Source organism: Rhodococcus sp. NPDC003382 (assembly GCF_053589135.1).
Genome location: NZ_JBSFRH010000080.1, coordinates 1 through 16,396 on the forward strand (window position 1 = coordinate 1; position 16,396 = coordinate 16,396).

A 16,396-nucleotide genomic window follows, 5' to 3' on the forward strand; every position below is an offset into this window, starting at 1 on the left:
ATGTTCAGTTCACCGTCCGGGAACGACTCGCACTTCGTCGACCTCCCGTCGCCGCGGATGGGTGGTCGGCGGAGACGACGAACGCGGTCGATCCGGCCAGGCCGTTGGAGACGGTGACCACCGACCGCCGCGCACCGGAGATCTGACGCTCACCCGCCCGGCCGGTGACCTGGTACGCGGCCTCGGTCAACTGGGTCATGCCGTGGAGGCGGCCCTCGGCGAGGCAACCGCCCCCGGTGTTGAGCGGCAGGGAGCCTGTGGGGCGGGCGTTGCCGTCGTCGATGAACGCCGCTGCCTCGCCGGGTCCGCAGAAGCCGAGACCTTCGAGCCAGGTGTAGGTGAAGATCGAGAAACCGTCGTAGAGCTGCGCGATGTCGATGTCGGTCCGGCCGATTCCCGCTGCCGCCCAGAGGCGTTCGCCGGTGGCGCCGGCACCGGCACGGATGTCTTCGAGGGTCATCGGGACGCCGGTGGCCCCCACGTGATTGCTGGTGGCGTACCCCGAGATCAACGCCGGCGGGTTGCGCAGATCGCGTGCACGGTCGGTGCGGGTGAGGACGATCGCCACGGCACCGTCGACCGGAAGGTCGCAGTCGAGCATGGTGATGGGATCGGCGATCATCCGCGAGGTCAGGTACTCGTCCCGGGTCAAGGTCTTCCCGCGGAAGTAGGCGTTCGGATTGAGGTGCGCACGCTCGCGATTGTCGACGACGAAGTTCGCGAACGATTCCCGCTTCGCCCCGGACGTTTCGAGGTAGCGACGCGCGACCGTCCCGGCCCACGCCGCGGGAATGGAGAAGCCGTAGGGCGCGAAGAACTGGTCCTTGCCCGTCGCGTGGGCGGCGGTGAAATTCGAATAGCGCCCCTGCGGCATGTGCAGCGCGCGATAGAGCACGACGTGGGTGCACGCGCCGGCGACGAGGGCGTTGACGGCGTCGATGGCGGCGTGGGTGACCATCGGGGTGGTGTTGCCGAGCCAGGTGATCCGGTCCCGGATCTTCAGGGCCCCGGCCAGATAGGCGGGGGTGACGACGTCGATGCCGTCCTGGTTGCCTTTGTCGCCACCGTAGACCGGCATCGTCGGGGTGGTCGCGAGACCGTCGACGTCCGCGCGCGACAGTCCGGCGTCCGCCAGTGCGGCGTCGGTCGCTTCGACGGTGAGCGAGGCGAGTGTGCGCGGATTCCGGCGGATCAGTTCGGTGTAGCCGATTCCGGCGATCGCGACCTTGTCACGGTAGTCCCACATGGTCAGGCCTTCCTCGGGCGGAACTGCGGCACGACGGTGCCGGGGGCGAGTTCGTCGAACGTCACTTCCAGATCGAGGCCGATCCGGAGGTCGCCGGGGTCGGCGTCCACCACGTTCGTGGTGACGAGCAGTCCGGCCTGTTCCGCGAGTTCGACGACGCCGACGATGTACGGCAGGGAGTCGGCGAGGCCCGGTGCCGGAGCGTCGTGGACCACCGTGTACGAGTACAGCGTGCCGCGGCCGGAGACCGTGCGCCACTGCAGGTCGGTGGTGTCGCAGCAGGGGCAGGTGTCCACCGGCAGGTGCACGTGGCGTGCGCAACCGGGGCAGTACTGCACTGCCAGCCGCCCTGCGCGCGCCGCCTCCCAGTACCCGGAGGTGATGTCGTCCGGGAGGGGGAGTGGTTTGAGCGGCGTCTGGCTCATGTGGGCTCCTCGATCGGTGTCCCGTTGTCGGCAATGTAGATAATGGTAATCATCTATTGCTATTCTGTGACGACGGTCTCCCCCCGTCAAGTTGCCACCCGCAGGGTTGCACTGCGGAACGGCGACCCGAAGCATCGATCCGAGTTCAGCCAAATCATTCGCATGAAATCTTGACTTCACGGCCTATTCAAGCGAATGATATGCACATCGTGAGTGATGTGGATCACGACGGAATCACCCACATGTCCGGTTCGTCCGGGCAGAGCGGCAGGCGGAGAGAACATGCGCTGGACCACGAAGATCTGGAACAGGCTCGGCCGTAACGGATTCGGCCGGCTGTATCCGGCACTCACGGCGGCCGGTCAGCTCATTGCGACCTGAGACCGGACGCATCGAGACCGCACACCATCCCCTCACAATGCGGAGTTGACATGAGCGCATCCCCGAGCGCTTCGAGCAAGCGGACCCCACCGCTGTTGATGCTCATCGAAGTACCGGCAGTCATCGTTCTTTTCGTCATGATGATCCACGTGACCGCCAACGCGCTGCTGCGCGCGTTCGCCTCGCATCCGATCCCGAACACGCTCGAGATCACGCAGTACATCTACCTGCCGGTCATCGCGCTCCTCGGATTCATGGCGGCCCAGGCCCGGGGCGAGCACATCGTCGCCGACCTGGTGACCCACTACTTCCCGACATCGGTCCGCCGCGCGGTTCTGGCCGGCGGATACGCTCTCGCCGCGCTCGTGATGTTCGGCTTCGCCTGGTACGGCCTCGAGGAAGCGCTGCACGCCCGTGAGATCGGCAAGACCGCCGGTGTGTCCACCGTCGTGTCGTGGCCCGTGTTCTTCCTGATCCCGATCTCCTTCGGAGTCTTCGGAATCCAGCTGTGCTTCGCGACCGTGCGGGCACTGCGCGGAGCCGAGGACGACACCGACCCGATCGACGCCGAGGTCGCACGCATCAACGAGGAACTCGACGCCGAGCACGCCGTGCCCGCAACGACGTCCACCACGCCCGATTCGGAGGCGAAATGACCACCACCACCGCTGCCGAGACGCCGAATCCCGGCATGGCGCCACCCGAGGTCGGTCCCAGCAGGAAGGCGACGGTCCGATCGTGGACCGTGTTCGCGATCCTCATGGTGGCGCTCGTGGGCTCCGTCGTCGCGATCTTCCTGCCGCTCACACCGATCGCGATCGGTTGCGCCGCGCTCGTCATGATGATGGCGCTGCTGTGCCTGCGCGTACCCGTCGCACTGACGATGATCATCCCGTCGTTCGCCGGTCTGTACGCGATCCGCGGTGAGAAGACCGTCACCAGTGCCCTGACCGCGTTGCCGTACGACCAGGTCGCGAGCTGGACGCTCAGCGTCGTCCCGATGTTCGTGCTCATGAGTCTGCTGCTGTGGCGTTCGGGTCTGACCGACACGCTCTACACCGCGGCCCGCCACTGGCTGGGCTGGATGCCGGGTGGTCTCGCCGTCGGCACCAACATCGCGGGGTCGGGTCTGGCCGCGGTGAGCGGTTCGACCACCGGAACCGCATACGCTCTGGGCCGCATCGGTATTCCCGAGATGCTCAAGGCCGGATACGATCGCCGCCTCGCCGTCGGCGCGGTCATCGTCGCAGGTCTGCCCGGTCAGTTGATTCCGCCGAGCATTCTGCTGGTCCTCTACGCGGGTATCGCGGAGGTGCCGGTCGGCAAGGCACTGCTCGCGGGCATCGGCCCGGGCATCCTCGTCTCGGTCATGTTCACGATCGCGATCATCCTGTTCGCGGTCTTCGGCAAGGATCTCGCCGGAACCAAGGAGAGCCGCGTCGAGGCCGCGCACGTGAGCTGGAGTGTGCGGTTCAAGAGCCTCGCCGCCGCCTGGCCGGTGCCGGTTCTGATCGTCGTCATCATCGGCGGAATGTTCTCCGGTGTCTTCACCGCCACCGAGGCCGGCGCCGTCGCCGCGCTGTGCTCGGTCGGCATCGTCTTCCTGTGGAAGCGCAAGGACGGCGGGGCGTGGCGCGCACTCGTCGACGGATCCGTCGGCACGGTCTCGACGGTCGGCGCGGTGTTCCTGCTGCTCATCGGTGTCGAGGCGCTTTCCCGGATGATGACGCTGACGGGCATCAGCAACGGGTTCGCCGACCTGATCGCGAGCATGGACCTGAGCCGGGTCGAGTTCCTGCTGCTGATGCTCGTGGTCTACCTGATTCTCGGTGCGTTCATGGAACCGCTGCCGATGATGGTGCTCACCATCCCGATTCTGATCCCGACGCTCGAGGCGCTCGACATCTCGCTGCTGTGGTTCGGTGCCTTCACCGTGTTCATGGGCGAGCTCGCCATCCTGTCGCCGCCCGTCGGCATTCTCGCCATGGTGATCCATTCGATCACGAAGGATCCCGAGGTCAATCTCGGTAAGAACATTCCGCTCAAGGACGTGTTCGTCGCGTCCCTCTGGTTCCTGCCGATGGCCATCGTGGTCGTGCTGATCCTGATCTTCTTCCCGGAGATCTCCACCTTCCTGCCGGACCGCGCGAGCGGATAGGAGCGCCGGCGGCGCAGCGGAGAGGACAGCGTGCACGCGGCTCCACCCCGAGGGGGGTGGGGCCGCGTCTGCGTCGCACCGGCGTCCGCGGGGATATTCCTGATAATAAATCTCAACATAGTATTGACACCTGCCTGTGCCGCGCAGATACTTCCACTATGGCAACGTTCACGGAATTCCATTCGGAGGCAACCGAACCCACCGGACTCCCGCTGGACGGCGTGACCGTCGTCAGTCTCGAACAGGCCGTCGCGGCGCCCATCGCGAGTCGGCATCTCGCGGACCTCGGCGCCCGTGTGATCAAGGTGGAGCGCATCGGCGAAGGCGATTTCGCGCGCAACTACGACACCGCGGTGCACGGCCTCGCCTCGCACTTCGTATGGCTCAACCGCGGCAAGGAGTCGATCTGCGTCGACCTCAAGGCGCCCGAGGGGCTCGAGGCGATCCGGTCGCTCGTGGCAGGTGCCGACGTGTTCATCCAGAACTTCGCGCCCGGGGCCGCCGAGCGCCTCGGTCTCGGTGCGGACGAACTGCGCGCCGATCATCCCGGACTCGTCGTGGTGAACATGACCGGTTACGGCACGTCGGGGCCGTTCAAGGACCGCAAGGCCTACGACATGCTCGTCCAGGCCGAGACCGGATTGTGCTCGATCACCGGAACCCCGGACACCGCGACGAAGACCGGTGTTCCGGCGTCCGACATCGCGGCCGGCCTGTACGCGCTCACCGCGATCCAGGCCGCACTGTTCCGGCGCGAGCGGACCGGCGTCGGCGCGACCATCGACCTGTCGATGTTCGACGCGACGGTCGAGTGGCTCGGCCATTCGATGTACATGCAGATGTACCAGGACGTCCAGATCAAGCGGATGGGACTCTCGCACGCGTCGATCGCCCCGTACGACGCGTACCCGACGCAGGACGGCAAGATCCTGATCGGGGTCCAGAACGATCGCGGCTGGCGCACCTTGATGTCGGAGGTGTTCGCGCGGGACGACCTGGCCGCGAATCCGCGCTATGCGACCAACGTGCTGCGCGTGCAGCACCGGGCCGAGGTCGATGCGCTGGTGGCGGAGGAGACCCGGCGGTTCTTCACCGCCGATCTCGATGCGCAGCTCGCCAAGGCCGGCGTCCCGGCCGCGCAGCTCAACGACATGAAGGGGCTGATCGCGCACCCGCAGCTCGAGGCTCGTGACCGTTGGCGGGAGATCGGTACCGAGGCCGGGCCGATCCGCGCGGTTCTTCCGCCGATGACGTTCCGCGACGTGGAGATGCGCATGGGCCCGGTCCCCGCCCTGGGTGAGCAGACCGACCGCATTCTCGGCGAACTCGGTCTCACGGAAGCTCAGGTCGCGGGCCTGCGGGCCGCGGGCATCGTCCAATAGCGACGCGGTCGCACCAGTTTCGACACATCTATGTACATCATTATGGTGAACTGGGTAACATCGGGACGGTAACGAGACGCGGTGCGTCGAATGTGGTGAGGAGCGGACATGGGTGCGGATGCGACACCGGGGACCGAGGCGACGAACGGTAGCCGGCTGCGGTGCAACGAATGCGGGTCGGAGGCGATCGTCACCCGGGCGGGCGGTTCCTCGCTGGCGTGCTGCGGTGCGCCGCTCGAGATCATCTTCGCCGGGTGACCGGCGGCTCCGTTCCGCGACATTCCCCGATCGGCAGGAGTTTTCATGAACGAGGTCGGTAAGCGCTACACGTGCGCCACCTGCGACACCCAGATCATGTGCGTGAAGAAGGGCGACGGCGGGTTCACCTGCCACGATGCGCCGATGGAGCTTCTCACCGCCAAGCCTCTTCCGTCCTCGGACTAGCCCGGGCTCGATCGCGGGATCGCCTGCGATGTCCGATGACAACACCGGTGGCCCGGACCCTGACCAGGGTCGGGGCCACCGGTGTCTTGTCCCGAAATCCACTGCGATCGAACCATTTCCACCGCACAGATCGATCTGCCGTGGGTTCTGCCGGACTCTTGTGGTTAATCCATGAATATGATTATAGTGAACTGGGTAACGTTCGGCGGGGTGCAGGCGTCCCCGAAACCAGACATCGCGAAGGAGCGGACATGAGTACGGACACGACTCCCGGCACCGAGGCCACGAACGGAAGCCGGCTGCGGTGCACCGAGTGCGGTTCCGAGGCGATCGCGACCCGGGCGAACGGGTCGTCGCTGGCCTGCTGCGGTACGCCGCTCGAGGTCATCTTCGCCGCATAGCGGCAACAGGTTCCACCACTTCCAGGACTCCCAGGAGCTTTCATGAACGAGGTCGGTAAGCGCTACACGTGCGCCACCTGCGACACCCAGATCATGTGCGTGAAGAAGGGCGACGGCGGGTTCACCTGTCACGGTGCGCCGATGGAGCTTCTCACCGCCAAGCCGCTGCCGTCCTCCGACTAGCGGCCCGAACCGACACCCGATCGATGCTGTGCCCGGGCGCAGCGATCATGAGACTTCAAGGAGTGCGCAATGGCTGGTCCACTCGACGGACTCGTAGTGGTCGACGCGAGCTGGGGTATGCCCGCCGCCATCTCGACCATGATGCTCGCCGACTACGGCGCCCGGGTCATCAAGATCGAACGACCCGGCGGCGGGCCCGACGCGAACGCGAACGTGCGCAAGTCGACCGACCGCGGCAAGTGGAGCGTCGAGGCGGACCTGCGGACGGACGAAGGCCGTGACACGCTGCGGCAGCTGCTCGCCGTCGCCGACGTGTTCGTCGAGTCCTTCGGCGCAGGCAGGGCCGACGAGCTCGGGCTCGGCTACGACGCGCTGCACGAGCAGTTCCCCGAACTCGTCTACGCGTCGGTCACCGGCTACGGCACCTCCGGTCCGCTCGCCGCCCGGCCCGGATACGAGGCGCTGCTCAACGCCCGGCTCGGACAGATGGCCGAGCAGACCGGACACCGCGAAGGACCCATCTTCCTGGGGCACCCCACGGTCTCCTACGGCACCGCGTTCATCACCACGATCGGCATCCTGTCGGCACTGCGTGCCCGCAAGCTCAACGGCACCGGCCAGAAGCTCGACACCTCGCTGCTCGACGGCATGCTCGCGATCTCCTCGATGAACTGGTGGTGGAACGAGAAGGACATCTCGTACCTGGCGCGCAGCGGAAACCAGAAGGGCTTCGGCAACAAGCGTCTCATCACCGACCCGTTCGTCTGCGCCGACGGCAAGTGGCTCATACCGCACACCGGCGGACCGGGCTCCTACAAGAAGCTCATGGACCTGCTCGGATTCGGGGAGCAGACCCGCACCGTCGACGGCCCCGAGATGGCCGTTCCGCTGGACGACGTCGAACTCGACATCGCACGCAACAAGGTGCCCGAGGCGTTCAAGGCGCGTCCGCGCGACGAGTGGCTCGAGCTGCTGCACGCCGCCGACATCGCGGTCCTGCCGCTGAACCGTCCCGAGGACATCTTCGAGGACGACCAGGTCAACTTCGCGCGGGTCCCGATCGACCTTCCCGACGACGAGCACGGCACCATCCGCCAGGTCGGCCCGGTGATCCGCTTCGAGAAGTCCACGCCCGCAACGCCGCTCCCCGCACCGAAGGTCGGTGAGCACACCGGTCGCATCGGCGAGATCAGCCGGTCCGCGCAGTGGGCGCCCGCGCCGGCCCGCGACGGTCGCGTCGAGGCCCCGCTGCAGGGTGTGAAGATCCTCGACTTCAGCTCGTACTTCGCGACGGGCTTCGGTGCTCGACTGCTGTCCGATCTCGGCGCCGAGGTCGTCAAGATCGAGCCGCTCGTCGGTGACCAGATGCGGCCGCTCGGCGACCTGTTCGAAGGTGCCAACCGCGGCAAGCGCGGCCTCGCTGTCGACATGCGCACCGCGGAGGGTCAGGAGATCGCGCATCGTCTCGTCGCCGAAGCCGACGTCGTGATGCACAATTTCCGTCCCGGCAAGGCCGAGAAGATCGGTCTCGGATACGAGCAGCTGCGCGCGCTCAACCCGGATCTCGTCTATGCCTACCTGCCCGGCTTCGGCTCGGACGGACCGAAATCGGGGCTCAAGTCCTTCGCGCCCCTCGTGTCCGGAATGGTCGGCCTCAACTTCGAGGGCGCAGGCAAGGGCAACGGCCCGATCCGGCGCGTGATGGGCAACGAGGACCTCTACAACGGATTCCTCGGTGCCGTCACGGTTCTCCTCGCTCTGCACCACCGGCACAACACCGGTGAGCCGCAGTACGTGGAGAGTCCGCAGCTGCACTCGAGCCTGTTCGTCGTCAGTGAGCACTCGGCGACACTCGACGGTGCGGCGGTGCCCGCGCACGAACTGGACGCGGATCAGACCGGATGGTCGCCGCTGTACCGGCTCTACCGCACCGCCGACGGCTGGATCGCCATCGCCGCGATCGGTGACGCCGCGTTCGGGCGGCTGGCCGAGGCACTCGGAACCCCGGAACTCGCCGCGGACACGCGTTTCGCGACCGTCGCGGACCGCGAGGACAACGCCGAGGCTCTCACGGAGGCGCTCTCCCGGACGTTCGCAGCATCGAGCAGCGCCGATGCGTTCGCACGGCTCGACGGCAATCGCGTTCCCGCCGAGATCCCCCTCGACAGCCCGATCATGCCGGAACTGCTCTGGGAGGAATGGGCCCTCGACTCCGGCCGTGTCGTCGAGCATCACCACGCCGAGTACGGCTGGTGCCGCGAGGTCGGCATGGTCATGCACCTGTCCGACACCCCCGGCCGGTTCAAGGGCGGCAGCCCGCTCCTCGGCGAGCACTCGGCGCAGATTCTCGCCGAACTCGGTTACACCGCCGACGAAGTCGACGCGCTGATGGCGTCCGTGTGCTCGCGGCCGGATCTCGCAACGAAGGAATCCTGACCATGGACATCACCTACCCGCCGGAGGCGGACGCATACCGCGCGTCGCTGCGCGAGCTTCTCGAATCCAATCTGCCCGCGGGATGGCGAGGCATCGGGGCACTGCCCGACGCCGAGCAGGACACGTTCCTGCAGTCCTGGCGTAAGGTGCTCTCCGACAACGGGTTGCTCGCGGTTTCGCTGCCGAAGGAGTACGGCGGGGGAGGCCTGTCGGACATCGAGCAGGTCGTCCTGAACGAGGAACTGATGCGGCTCGGCGTGCCCGAAGGAACCGAGAACGACACGCTCGGTATCAAGCTGCTGTGCAACACGCTCACCGTGCTCGGAACCGAGGAGCAGAAGGCGTACTTCATCCCGAAGACGTTGTCCGGTGAGATCGTCTGGTGCCAGGGCTATTCGGAACCCGAAGCCGGTTCCGATCTCGCCGGGATGCGGACCCGCGCGGTCCTCGACGGCGACGAGTGGGTCGTCAACGGACAGAAGACGTGGACGTCGGCCGGAAGCAACGCCAACTGGATCTTCGCGATCTGCCGCACCGATCCGGCCGCGGTCAAGCACAAGGGCTTGTCGTTCCTGCTGATTCCGATGGATCAGCCCGGTATCGAGGTCCGCCCGATTCTCAACGCCGCGGGATACACCGCGTTCAACGAGGTCTTCTTCACCGATGCCCGGACCGCGAAGGCCAATGTCCTCGGTGGGGTCGACGGAGGCTGGCACACCGCCAACACGCTGCTAGGATTCGAGCGCGGGGTGCGTGCGACGACCGACGCGATCAGGTTCGGACGTGAGATCGACCGCCTGATCGAGCTCGCCCGTGAACGCGGTCTCGCCGAAGATCCGCACATCCGTAGCGAACTCGCATGGTGCTGGCAGCGGGTCCAGACGATGCGCTTCCGCGGGTACCGGGCTCTGACCACCCTTCTCGAAGGTGGCCGGCCGGGAGTGGACGGTTCGTTCTCGAAGATCTACTGGGCCGAGTTCTTCCAGCGCTACACCGAGATCGGCCTCGAGATCCTCGGCGTCGAGGCGCTGACACCGGAAGGCCAGGGCAACAACGGGATTCTCGTGACACCGCAACCCGGAACCGAGAACTCGACCCGCTGCTGGGACGATATCGCGCTGTACGCGCGGGCCGCGACCATCTACGGCGGCAGCTCCCAGATCCAGCGCAACATCATCGGAGAGCAGTTGCTCGGACTTCCCAAGGAACCCCGCCTCGACGGTGGTCCGTTCCAGGAGATCGGTCGCCGCAAGAGCGCCTGAGATCCGCTCGTCGCCGCGTCGTCGGCAGAATGGAAGATCAACGTGTATTTCGCATTCGACGAGGACCAGGAGGAGTTCCGGGCATCGCTGCGCCGGCTCCTGGCCGAACGAGCCCCCATGACCGCCGTGCGCGAGATCGCGGCCACCCGCGGATTCGACTCGACGATATGGCGGACCCTCACCGGCGACATGGGTGTGCCCGGTCTCCACATCGCCGAGGAACTCGGCGGGAGCGGCTTCAGTTTCCTCGAAACCGCCATCGTGGCACAGGAGCTCGGTCGCGCACTGACTCCCGTTCCGATGATCGCGACGACCGGCGCCCTCGAAGCCGTGCTCCGTCTCGGTTCCCCCGAGTTGCGGACGGAACTGGTTCCGGTCCTCGCCTCGGGACAGGCGGTGGGCACGCTCGCCGTGTCGGTCGAGCGCGACCTCGAGGTCGCCGCGGCCACGGTGCGGGCGACGGGCACCGGGCCGGTGACACTCGACGGCAGGCTCGACCACGTCGCATTCGGGCACATCGCCGACCTTCTCGTCGTTCCGGCCGTCACACCGGGTGGTGATGCGGTGGCGCTGTACGTCGTCGAGGCGTCCGCTCCGGGAGTCACTGCCACCGTACGTGATTCGCTGGATCCGACCCGACCCCTCGCGACCGTCGAGTTCGCCGGTGCTCCGGCGCGGCTGCTCGGATCGGATCGTGCCGCGATCGACCGTGTCGTCGATTTCGTTCGGATCCTGCTCGCGAACGAGGCGATCGGTGCATCGCAGGCAGCGCTCGACATGGCCGTCGCCTACGCCAAGCAACGGGTGCAGTTCAACCGCGTGATCGGATCGTTCCAGGCGATCAAGCACAAGTGCGCGGACATGGCGATCGCGATCGAGTCGACGCAGGCTGCGGTGATGTACGCGTCGATGTGCGTGGACGTCGGTTCCGAGGACCTGCCTGTCGCGGCCGTGATGGCCAAGTCACAGGCGTCGGAGTGCCTGACCCTGTGCGCCGGCCACAACATCCAGGTGCACGGCGGCATCGGGTTCACGTGGGAAGCGGACCCGCACCTGTACTTCCGCCGGGCCAAGGCGATCGAGCCGCTCTTCGGGAGCGTCGCCGCGCACACCGCCAGGCTCGCCGACCTCGTCGGCATCTGACGCCGTACCTCACCACGAACGGAGACTCTCATGACGACCACGCCGCGGCGACTCGACGGTGACGTCGCACTGGTGACCGGCGGGGGCTCGGGGATCGGGGCGGCCTCCGCTGTCCGTCTCGCGGCCGAAGGTGCCGCGGTCGCGATCGTCGACGTCCACCGGGACGCTTCCGAGGCGACCGCCGAGAAGATCCGCGCTGCCGGTGGCACCGCGCTGTCCTTCGCGGCGGACGTCCGTGACGACGGCGAGCTCGCGTCGATCGTGGAGTCGGTGGTCGCGGAGCTCGGTGAGATCAGCGTGGTCTTCACCGCCGCGGGGGTAAGTGGTGCCCGGGTCGACAGCCACGAGATCAGCCGCGACGACTGGTACGGCGTCCTCGACATCAACCTGTCCGGCACGTTCTTCACGATCCGGGCCGCGCTGCCGTCGCTGCTGCGCCGCGGCGGAGGCTCGATCGTCACGTGTGGTTCGACGTCGTCGTTCGTCGCGACCCAGGGCGGGCTCGCGCCCTATCGTGCCTCGAAGGGCGGGGTGAAGATGCTCACGCAGACGCTGGCGGTCGAGTATGCGCCGCAGGGCATCCGGGTGAACAGCGTGTGCCCGGGCGCCGTGCGCACCAATCTGAGCGCCAACACCGCCGCGATCGTCCCGACCGAGGGCACGGTGCGGAATCCGTCGAAGCCGCTGTCGGTACCCCTGGGCCGCTACGGCGAGCCGGAGGAGATCGCTTCGGTGGTCGCGTTCCTGGCGTCACCCGATGCGTCGTACGTGACGGGTCAGGCGATTCTCGTGGACGGCGGCGTCACCGCCGAGTAGCCCGCGGCCAGGCCGGGCGAATTCAGGCGCATAGATCTTGACAGACAGGCCAATTGAGACGCATGATTAGCACTGTTGTGAGCGGGATCACGTGACTCACGCAGTGTGGACGACGGCACCGCCGCCGGTCCGCGTCAGTTCTCGACAAGGGAGTTCCAGTGACCAAGTTCGCCAGGCGGGCAGGGACATTCGTACGGGCCGGGGCCCTCGCCGTGGCCGGCGCACTCGCGGTTGCGGGATGTGCCGAATCCGGCTCGGGCGGTAGCTCGGGCGGCGGTGAAGGCGTCGCCTTCGGTGCCACCATGGAGGAATACAAGGCCGCGTTCGCGGACGTCGACCCGATCGTGCTGCACACACAGTCGCCGAGCACCAAGGGCTCGACCGGCGGTGCGTTCATCGACGCGTACACCTCCGCGGTGGAGGAGTGGTCCGACGGCAAGATCACCTTCGACATCGCCTACTCGGACGCGATCGCGAAGTCGACCGAGATCGACAACGCCATCGTCGACGGCCGTCTCGACATCGGCCAGGTCCTCGCCGTGTACGAGCCGAAGGAGTTCCCGGCGACCTCGGCGCTGCTCGACGCAAGCGTGCTGTCGGACCAGAGCGTCGTCACCGGCGTCCTGCAGTCCAACGCGTGGCCGGCCGACGTCGCCCTGTCGACACCCGAGATCGTCGAGGAGTTCGAGGACAAGGGACTCAAGCTGATGATGCCGGCCTACAACGCCGGCATGAACGCGCTGTTCTGCGCGCAGCCTCGCACCGCCCTACCCGACTTCGCCGGCCGCAGCGTCTCCGTCGGCAGCACCGCCGGCAACCAGGAGGTCGCCGCCCTCGGTGCCACTCCCACCTCCGTCGCCTACACCGAGGCGTACGAGGCGTTGCAGCGCGGCGTCATCGACTGCTCGATGCTCAGCCCCGCCGCCGCGCAGATCGGCGGCATCGTCGAGGTCGCGCCCCAGACGGTGATCGACCCGGAGGCCGGTCTGGCCGTGCCGAGCGGCAACATGGCGATGAACCTCGATGTGTGGGAATCGCTTCCGCTCGTCGCGCAGCAGCTGCTGTGGGATCGCCTCGACGCCTTCGTCACCGGCAGCATTCAGGGCAAGATCTGGCCGGTCACAGTCGAATCCGTCGCGAGCATCCAGCAGTACGGCGGCAAGATCGTGCCGTTCGCCGACGACGCCCGCACGGCGCTGCAGGCGGCCAACGACAAGATCGTCGACGCGATCGCGGAGAACCCCGCGGTCGGTGACGGGCAGGCGTTCGTCGGAACCGTCCGTGACACCGCCGACAAGTGGAGCGGCATCGTCACCGAACTCGGATACACCAACGAGACGGACTACAACGGCTTCGCGACCTGGTACAGCCCGGACAAGATCGACATCCAGCCGTACGTCGATCGGTTCTACGAGGAGATTCTCCTCCCGCACCGCCCGTCCTGATCGGACGAACACCGACCGCCCCGGAGCCGGGATCGACTCCCGCTCCGGGGCGTTCCGTTTCCATCGGCCGGATCCGGTGGGCTTCGACAGCAGGAGAGGTACACGATGACCGAACGCCGCTCGGGGACAGCCGCCATCGCACTCGACGGCGCGATCGACATGCACTGCCACTTCGGGCCCGAACCGCTCGTGGAAATGGCTGCCAAGACGCCGCACTCCGTCGATCCGGTCGAGGCCGCGCGCGAAGCGGCCGATCACGGGATGAAAGCGATCGTCCTCAAGGCTCACGAGTTCCCCTCCACCGTCGCCGCGCATCTGGCGAACAAGGCAGTGCCGGAGGTGCAGTCGATCTCCGGGATCTGCCTCGATCACCCGGTGGGCGGACTCAACCCGCACGCAGTCGAATGCGCGCTGCGTGCGGGCGCGAAAGTGGTGTGGCTGCCCACGATCTCCTCACAGCAGGACGCACCGGCCAAGGTGAACGCGTTCTTCGGTGTGCAGGAGGGCATCCGGGTGATCGACGCCGACGGCGAACTGCTGCCGGAGGTCCGGACGATCCTGGATCTGATCACGCAGTACGACGCGGTGCTCGCCACCGGCCACGTCTCCACCGCCGAACACTTCGCGGTCGCGCGCGAATACGGCACACGCGGCCGCGTCCTCGTCACGCACGCCATGCACGCGACCACCGGTCCCCGACTGACCATCCAGGAGGTCACCGAGCTCGCCGGGCTCGGCGCGCACATCGAGTTCGCCGCGCACACGTGCATGGGCGAGCCGTCGGTGTTCGCGGACGTCGTCGCGGCACTGCGTCGTCTCGACGCCGAAAAGGTCGTGCTCGCAACAGACTACGGCTGGACCACGAAGGTCCCGCATCCGGCCGCAGGCCTGCACTCCTACGTCAACGCCCTGTGGGACGAAGGCGTCGACGAGGACGACCTGCGCGTCATGACGTGTGACACGCCGGCGCGGCTGCTGGGAATGAACTGACAGACACCGAACCACCGGAGGAACAGCGATCATGCACACACAGGGACGAGTGGCCGGAAAGGTCGCCTTCATCACCGGTGCCGCGCGCGGACAGGGCAGATCCCACGCCCTCCGGCTCGCCCGGGAAGGCGCCGACATCTACGCCACCGACGCGTGCGAGGACATCGCCTCGCTCACCTACGGCATGGCGAGCGAGGAGGACCTCGCCGAGACCGTCCGCCTCGTCGAGGCCACCGGGCGCCGCATCATCACCCGCAAGGTCGACGTGCGCGACCAGGCCGGCCTCGACGCCGCGGCCGCCGATGCCGTCGAGAAGCTCGGCCGCATCGACATCGTCAGCGCGAACGCCGGCATCTGCGGTTGCCGTCCCACCGTCGAGCTGACCGAGGACGAGTGGCAGGACATGATCGACGTCAACCTCACCGGCGTGTGGAAGACGACCAAGGCCGTCATCCCCCGCATGCTCGAGACCGGCGGCGGATCGATCGTCCTGACCAGTTCGGTCGTCACCTACAACGGTTCGCGCAACGTCGCGCACTACAACGCGTCCAAGCACGGCGTCGTCGGCCTGATGCAGACGCTCGCGGCCGAATACGGTGGGCAGGGTATCCGCGTCAATGCAGTGCATCCGGGCAATGTCGGCACCGACATGCTCTTCAGCGAGTCCACCCTGCGCGTGTTCTGCCCGGACCTGGAGAACCCCACGATCGAGGACCTGCGCGAGCGGGCCCGGCACCGCAACATCATGGACCTGGCGTGGGTCGAACCCGAGGACATCACGAACGCGGTGCTGTGGCTGGCCTCGGACGAGGCGCGGTACGTCACCGGTGTCTCGATTCCCGTCGACTGCGGACTCCGCATCAGCTGAGAGGAAACTCCATGAGCAACGCACGCAATCAGGGTCGCAGGGTTCTCGTCACCGGCGGCGCCGGAGGAATCGGTGCGGCCGCCGTCCGTCGTCTGGCGAACGAGGGCGCCGCGGTCGCGGTCCTCGACCTCGACGAGGCCGCGGCGAAGGCCCTCGCCGACGACATCACCGCGGCGGGTGCGACGGCGGTCGCCGTCGCGGCGGACGTGTCCGATCCGGACTCGATCGGTCCCGCGGTCGACGAGGCCGCCGCCGCCCTGGGTGGACTGGACGGCATCGTCACCTGCGCCGGGATCGCGAAATCGGCTCTCGTGCACGAAATGTCGGTGGAGGACTGGAATGCCGTCGTCGACATCAACCTGACCGGATCGTTCCTCTCGGTCCGCGCCGCGCTACCGCACATGCTCGAGGCGCAGCGGTCGTCGGTCGTGACGATCGGGTCGGTCGCGTCGCTGATCTCCGCGAACACCAACACGTGCGGCTACGACGCCTCGAAATCCGGTGTACTCGGATTGACGAGGTCCATCGCCGTCGGCTACGCGGACCGGGGCGTCCGAGCCAACACACTGTGCCCCGGCGTCGTCGACACGCCGCTCGCGCGCAAGGCCCGCGAGTCCGGCGGTGTCACGAGTTCGGCGCTGGCGCAGACTCCGCTGCAGCGCCGCGCGGAGGTCGACGAGATGGCCGCGGTCATCGCCTTCCTGATCTCGGACGAGTCGTCGTACATGACCGGATCGACCGTCACGGCGGACGGTGGGCTCACCGCCCAGTAGTCGCCCCCCGTGCGCGTTTTCGGTAGCGGCCGCTACCGAAAAC

Annotated in this window: 17 protein-coding genes; 15 read left to right on the forward strand and 2 right to left on the reverse strand. The window is 67.2% G+C overall.

Translation table 11 applies throughout. From position 1 onward, the window contains the following. Window positions 1-4: 4 nt before the first annotated feature. Window positions 5-1,246 (reverse strand): thiolase C-terminal domain-containing protein, encoded by a 1,242-nt coding sequence (locus ACWDUD_RS29895; protein ID WP_450111679.1) that lies wholly within the window; start codon window positions 1,244-1,246, stop codon window positions 5-7. A gap of 2 nt (window positions 1,247-1,248) precedes the next feature. Further along, complete coding sequence (locus tag ACWDUD_RS29900; RefSeq protein ID WP_450111680.1) at window positions 1,249-1,671, reverse strand: Zn-ribbon domain-containing OB-fold protein; 423 nt, start codon at window positions 1,669-1,671, stop codon at window positions 1,249-1,251. Window positions 1,672-2,102: 431 nt separating this feature from the next. Here ACWDUD_RS29900 and ACWDUD_RS29905 point away from each other — a divergent pair, with 431 nt between their 5' ends. The 15 genes from ACWDUD_RS29905 to ACWDUD_RS29975 all read left to right on the forward strand — a co-directional run bounded on the left by ACWDUD_RS29905 (window position 2,103) and on the right by ACWDUD_RS29975 (window position 16,353). Beyond that, window positions 2,103-2,708: a TRAP transporter small permease gene (locus ACWDUD_RS29905; RefSeq protein ID WP_450111681.1), complete on the forward strand. Its 606-nt coding sequence runs from the start codon at window positions 2,103-2,105 to the stop codon at window positions 2,706-2,708. Continuing rightward, window positions 2,705-4,210, forward strand: a complete 1,506-nt coding sequence (locus ACWDUD_RS29910) for a TRAP transporter large permease (RefSeq protein ID WP_450111682.1) — start codon at window positions 2,705-2,707, stop codon at window positions 4,208-4,210. Before ACWDUD_RS29905 ends, ACWDUD_RS29910 begins: the two co-directional genes overlap by 4 nt. 158 nt (window positions 4,211-4,368) lie before the next feature. After that, a complete protein-coding gene (locus tag ACWDUD_RS29915) occupies window positions 4,369-5,592 on the forward strand; it encodes a CaiB/BaiF CoA transferase family protein (protein ID WP_450111683.1) in 1,224 nt (407 codons plus the stop codon). A 108-nt stretch (window positions 5,593-5,700) separates the two neighbouring features. Further along, a complete protein-coding gene (locus ACWDUD_RS29920; RefSeq protein WP_082899736.1) occupies window positions 5,701-5,850 on the forward strand; it encodes a hypothetical protein in 150 nt (49 codons plus the stop codon). A gap of 45 nt (window positions 5,851-5,895) precedes the next feature. After that, window positions 5,896-6,036: a hypothetical protein gene (locus tag ACWDUD_RS29925; protein WP_450111684.1), complete on the forward strand. Its 141-nt coding sequence runs from the start codon at window positions 5,896-5,898 to the stop codon at window positions 6,034-6,036. Window positions 6,037-6,287: 251 nt separating this feature from the next. Further along, window positions 6,288-6,437 carry a hypothetical protein gene (locus tag ACWDUD_RS29930; protein ID WP_156665301.1) on the forward strand — a complete coding sequence of 50 codons (150 nt, stop codon included), beginning with the start codon at window positions 6,288-6,290 and terminating at the stop codon, window positions 6,435-6,437. Window positions 6,438-6,479: 42 nt separating this feature from the next. Further along, on the forward strand, window positions 6,480-6,620 hold the full coding sequence (locus ACWDUD_RS29935; RefSeq protein ID WP_156665300.1) for a hypothetical protein: 141 nt from the start codon (window positions 6,480-6,482) through the stop codon (window positions 6,618-6,620). A 69-nt stretch (window positions 6,621-6,689) separates the two neighbouring features. Next, complete coding sequence (locus ACWDUD_RS29940; protein ID WP_450111685.1) at window positions 6,690-9,056, forward strand: CaiB/BaiF CoA transferase family protein; 2,367 nt, start codon at window positions 6,690-6,692, stop codon at window positions 9,054-9,056. 2 nt (window positions 9,057-9,058) lie between these two features. Beyond that, window positions 9,059-10,318, forward strand: a complete 1,260-nt coding sequence (locus tag ACWDUD_RS29945; RefSeq protein ID WP_068157628.1) for an acyl-CoA dehydrogenase family protein — start codon at window positions 9,059-9,061, stop codon at window positions 10,316-10,318. Between the two features lie 42 nt (window positions 10,319-10,360). Further along, window positions 10,361-11,461 carry an acyl-CoA dehydrogenase family protein gene (locus ACWDUD_RS29950; protein ID WP_450111686.1) on the forward strand — a complete coding sequence of 367 codons (1,101 nt, stop codon included), beginning with the start codon at window positions 10,361-10,363 and terminating at the stop codon, window positions 11,459-11,461. A 30-nt stretch (window positions 11,462-11,491) separates the two neighbouring features. After that, the gene (locus tag ACWDUD_RS29955) at window positions 11,492-12,277 is read left to right on the forward strand and encodes an SDR family NAD(P)-dependent oxidoreductase (RefSeq protein WP_450111687.1); all 786 of its coding nucleotides are present in this window, start codon (window positions 11,492-11,494) and stop codon (window positions 12,275-12,277) included. A 158-nt stretch (window positions 12,278-12,435) separates the two neighbouring features. Further along, entirely contained in the window at window positions 12,436-13,722 is a 1,287-nt protein-coding gene (locus ACWDUD_RS29960) for a C4-dicarboxylate ABC transporter substrate-binding protein (RefSeq protein ID WP_450111688.1), read from the forward strand. A 105-nt stretch (window positions 13,723-13,827) separates the two neighbouring features. Continuing rightward, a complete protein-coding gene (locus ACWDUD_RS29965) occupies window positions 13,828-14,712 on the forward strand; it encodes a DUF6282 family protein (protein ID WP_068157551.1) in 885 nt (294 codons plus the stop codon). Window positions 14,713-14,743: 31 nt separating this feature from the next. Further along, entirely contained in the window at window positions 14,744-15,580 is an 837-nt protein-coding gene (locus ACWDUD_RS29970) for a mycofactocin-coupled SDR family oxidoreductase (protein ID WP_068157626.1), read from the forward strand. Window positions 15,581-15,591: 11 nt separating this feature from the next. Continuing rightward, on the forward strand, window positions 15,592-16,353 hold the full coding sequence (locus ACWDUD_RS29975) for an SDR family NAD(P)-dependent oxidoreductase (protein ID WP_450111689.1): 762 nt from the start codon (window positions 15,592-15,594) through the stop codon (window positions 16,351-16,353). Window positions 16,354-16,396: the final 43 nt, after the last annotated feature.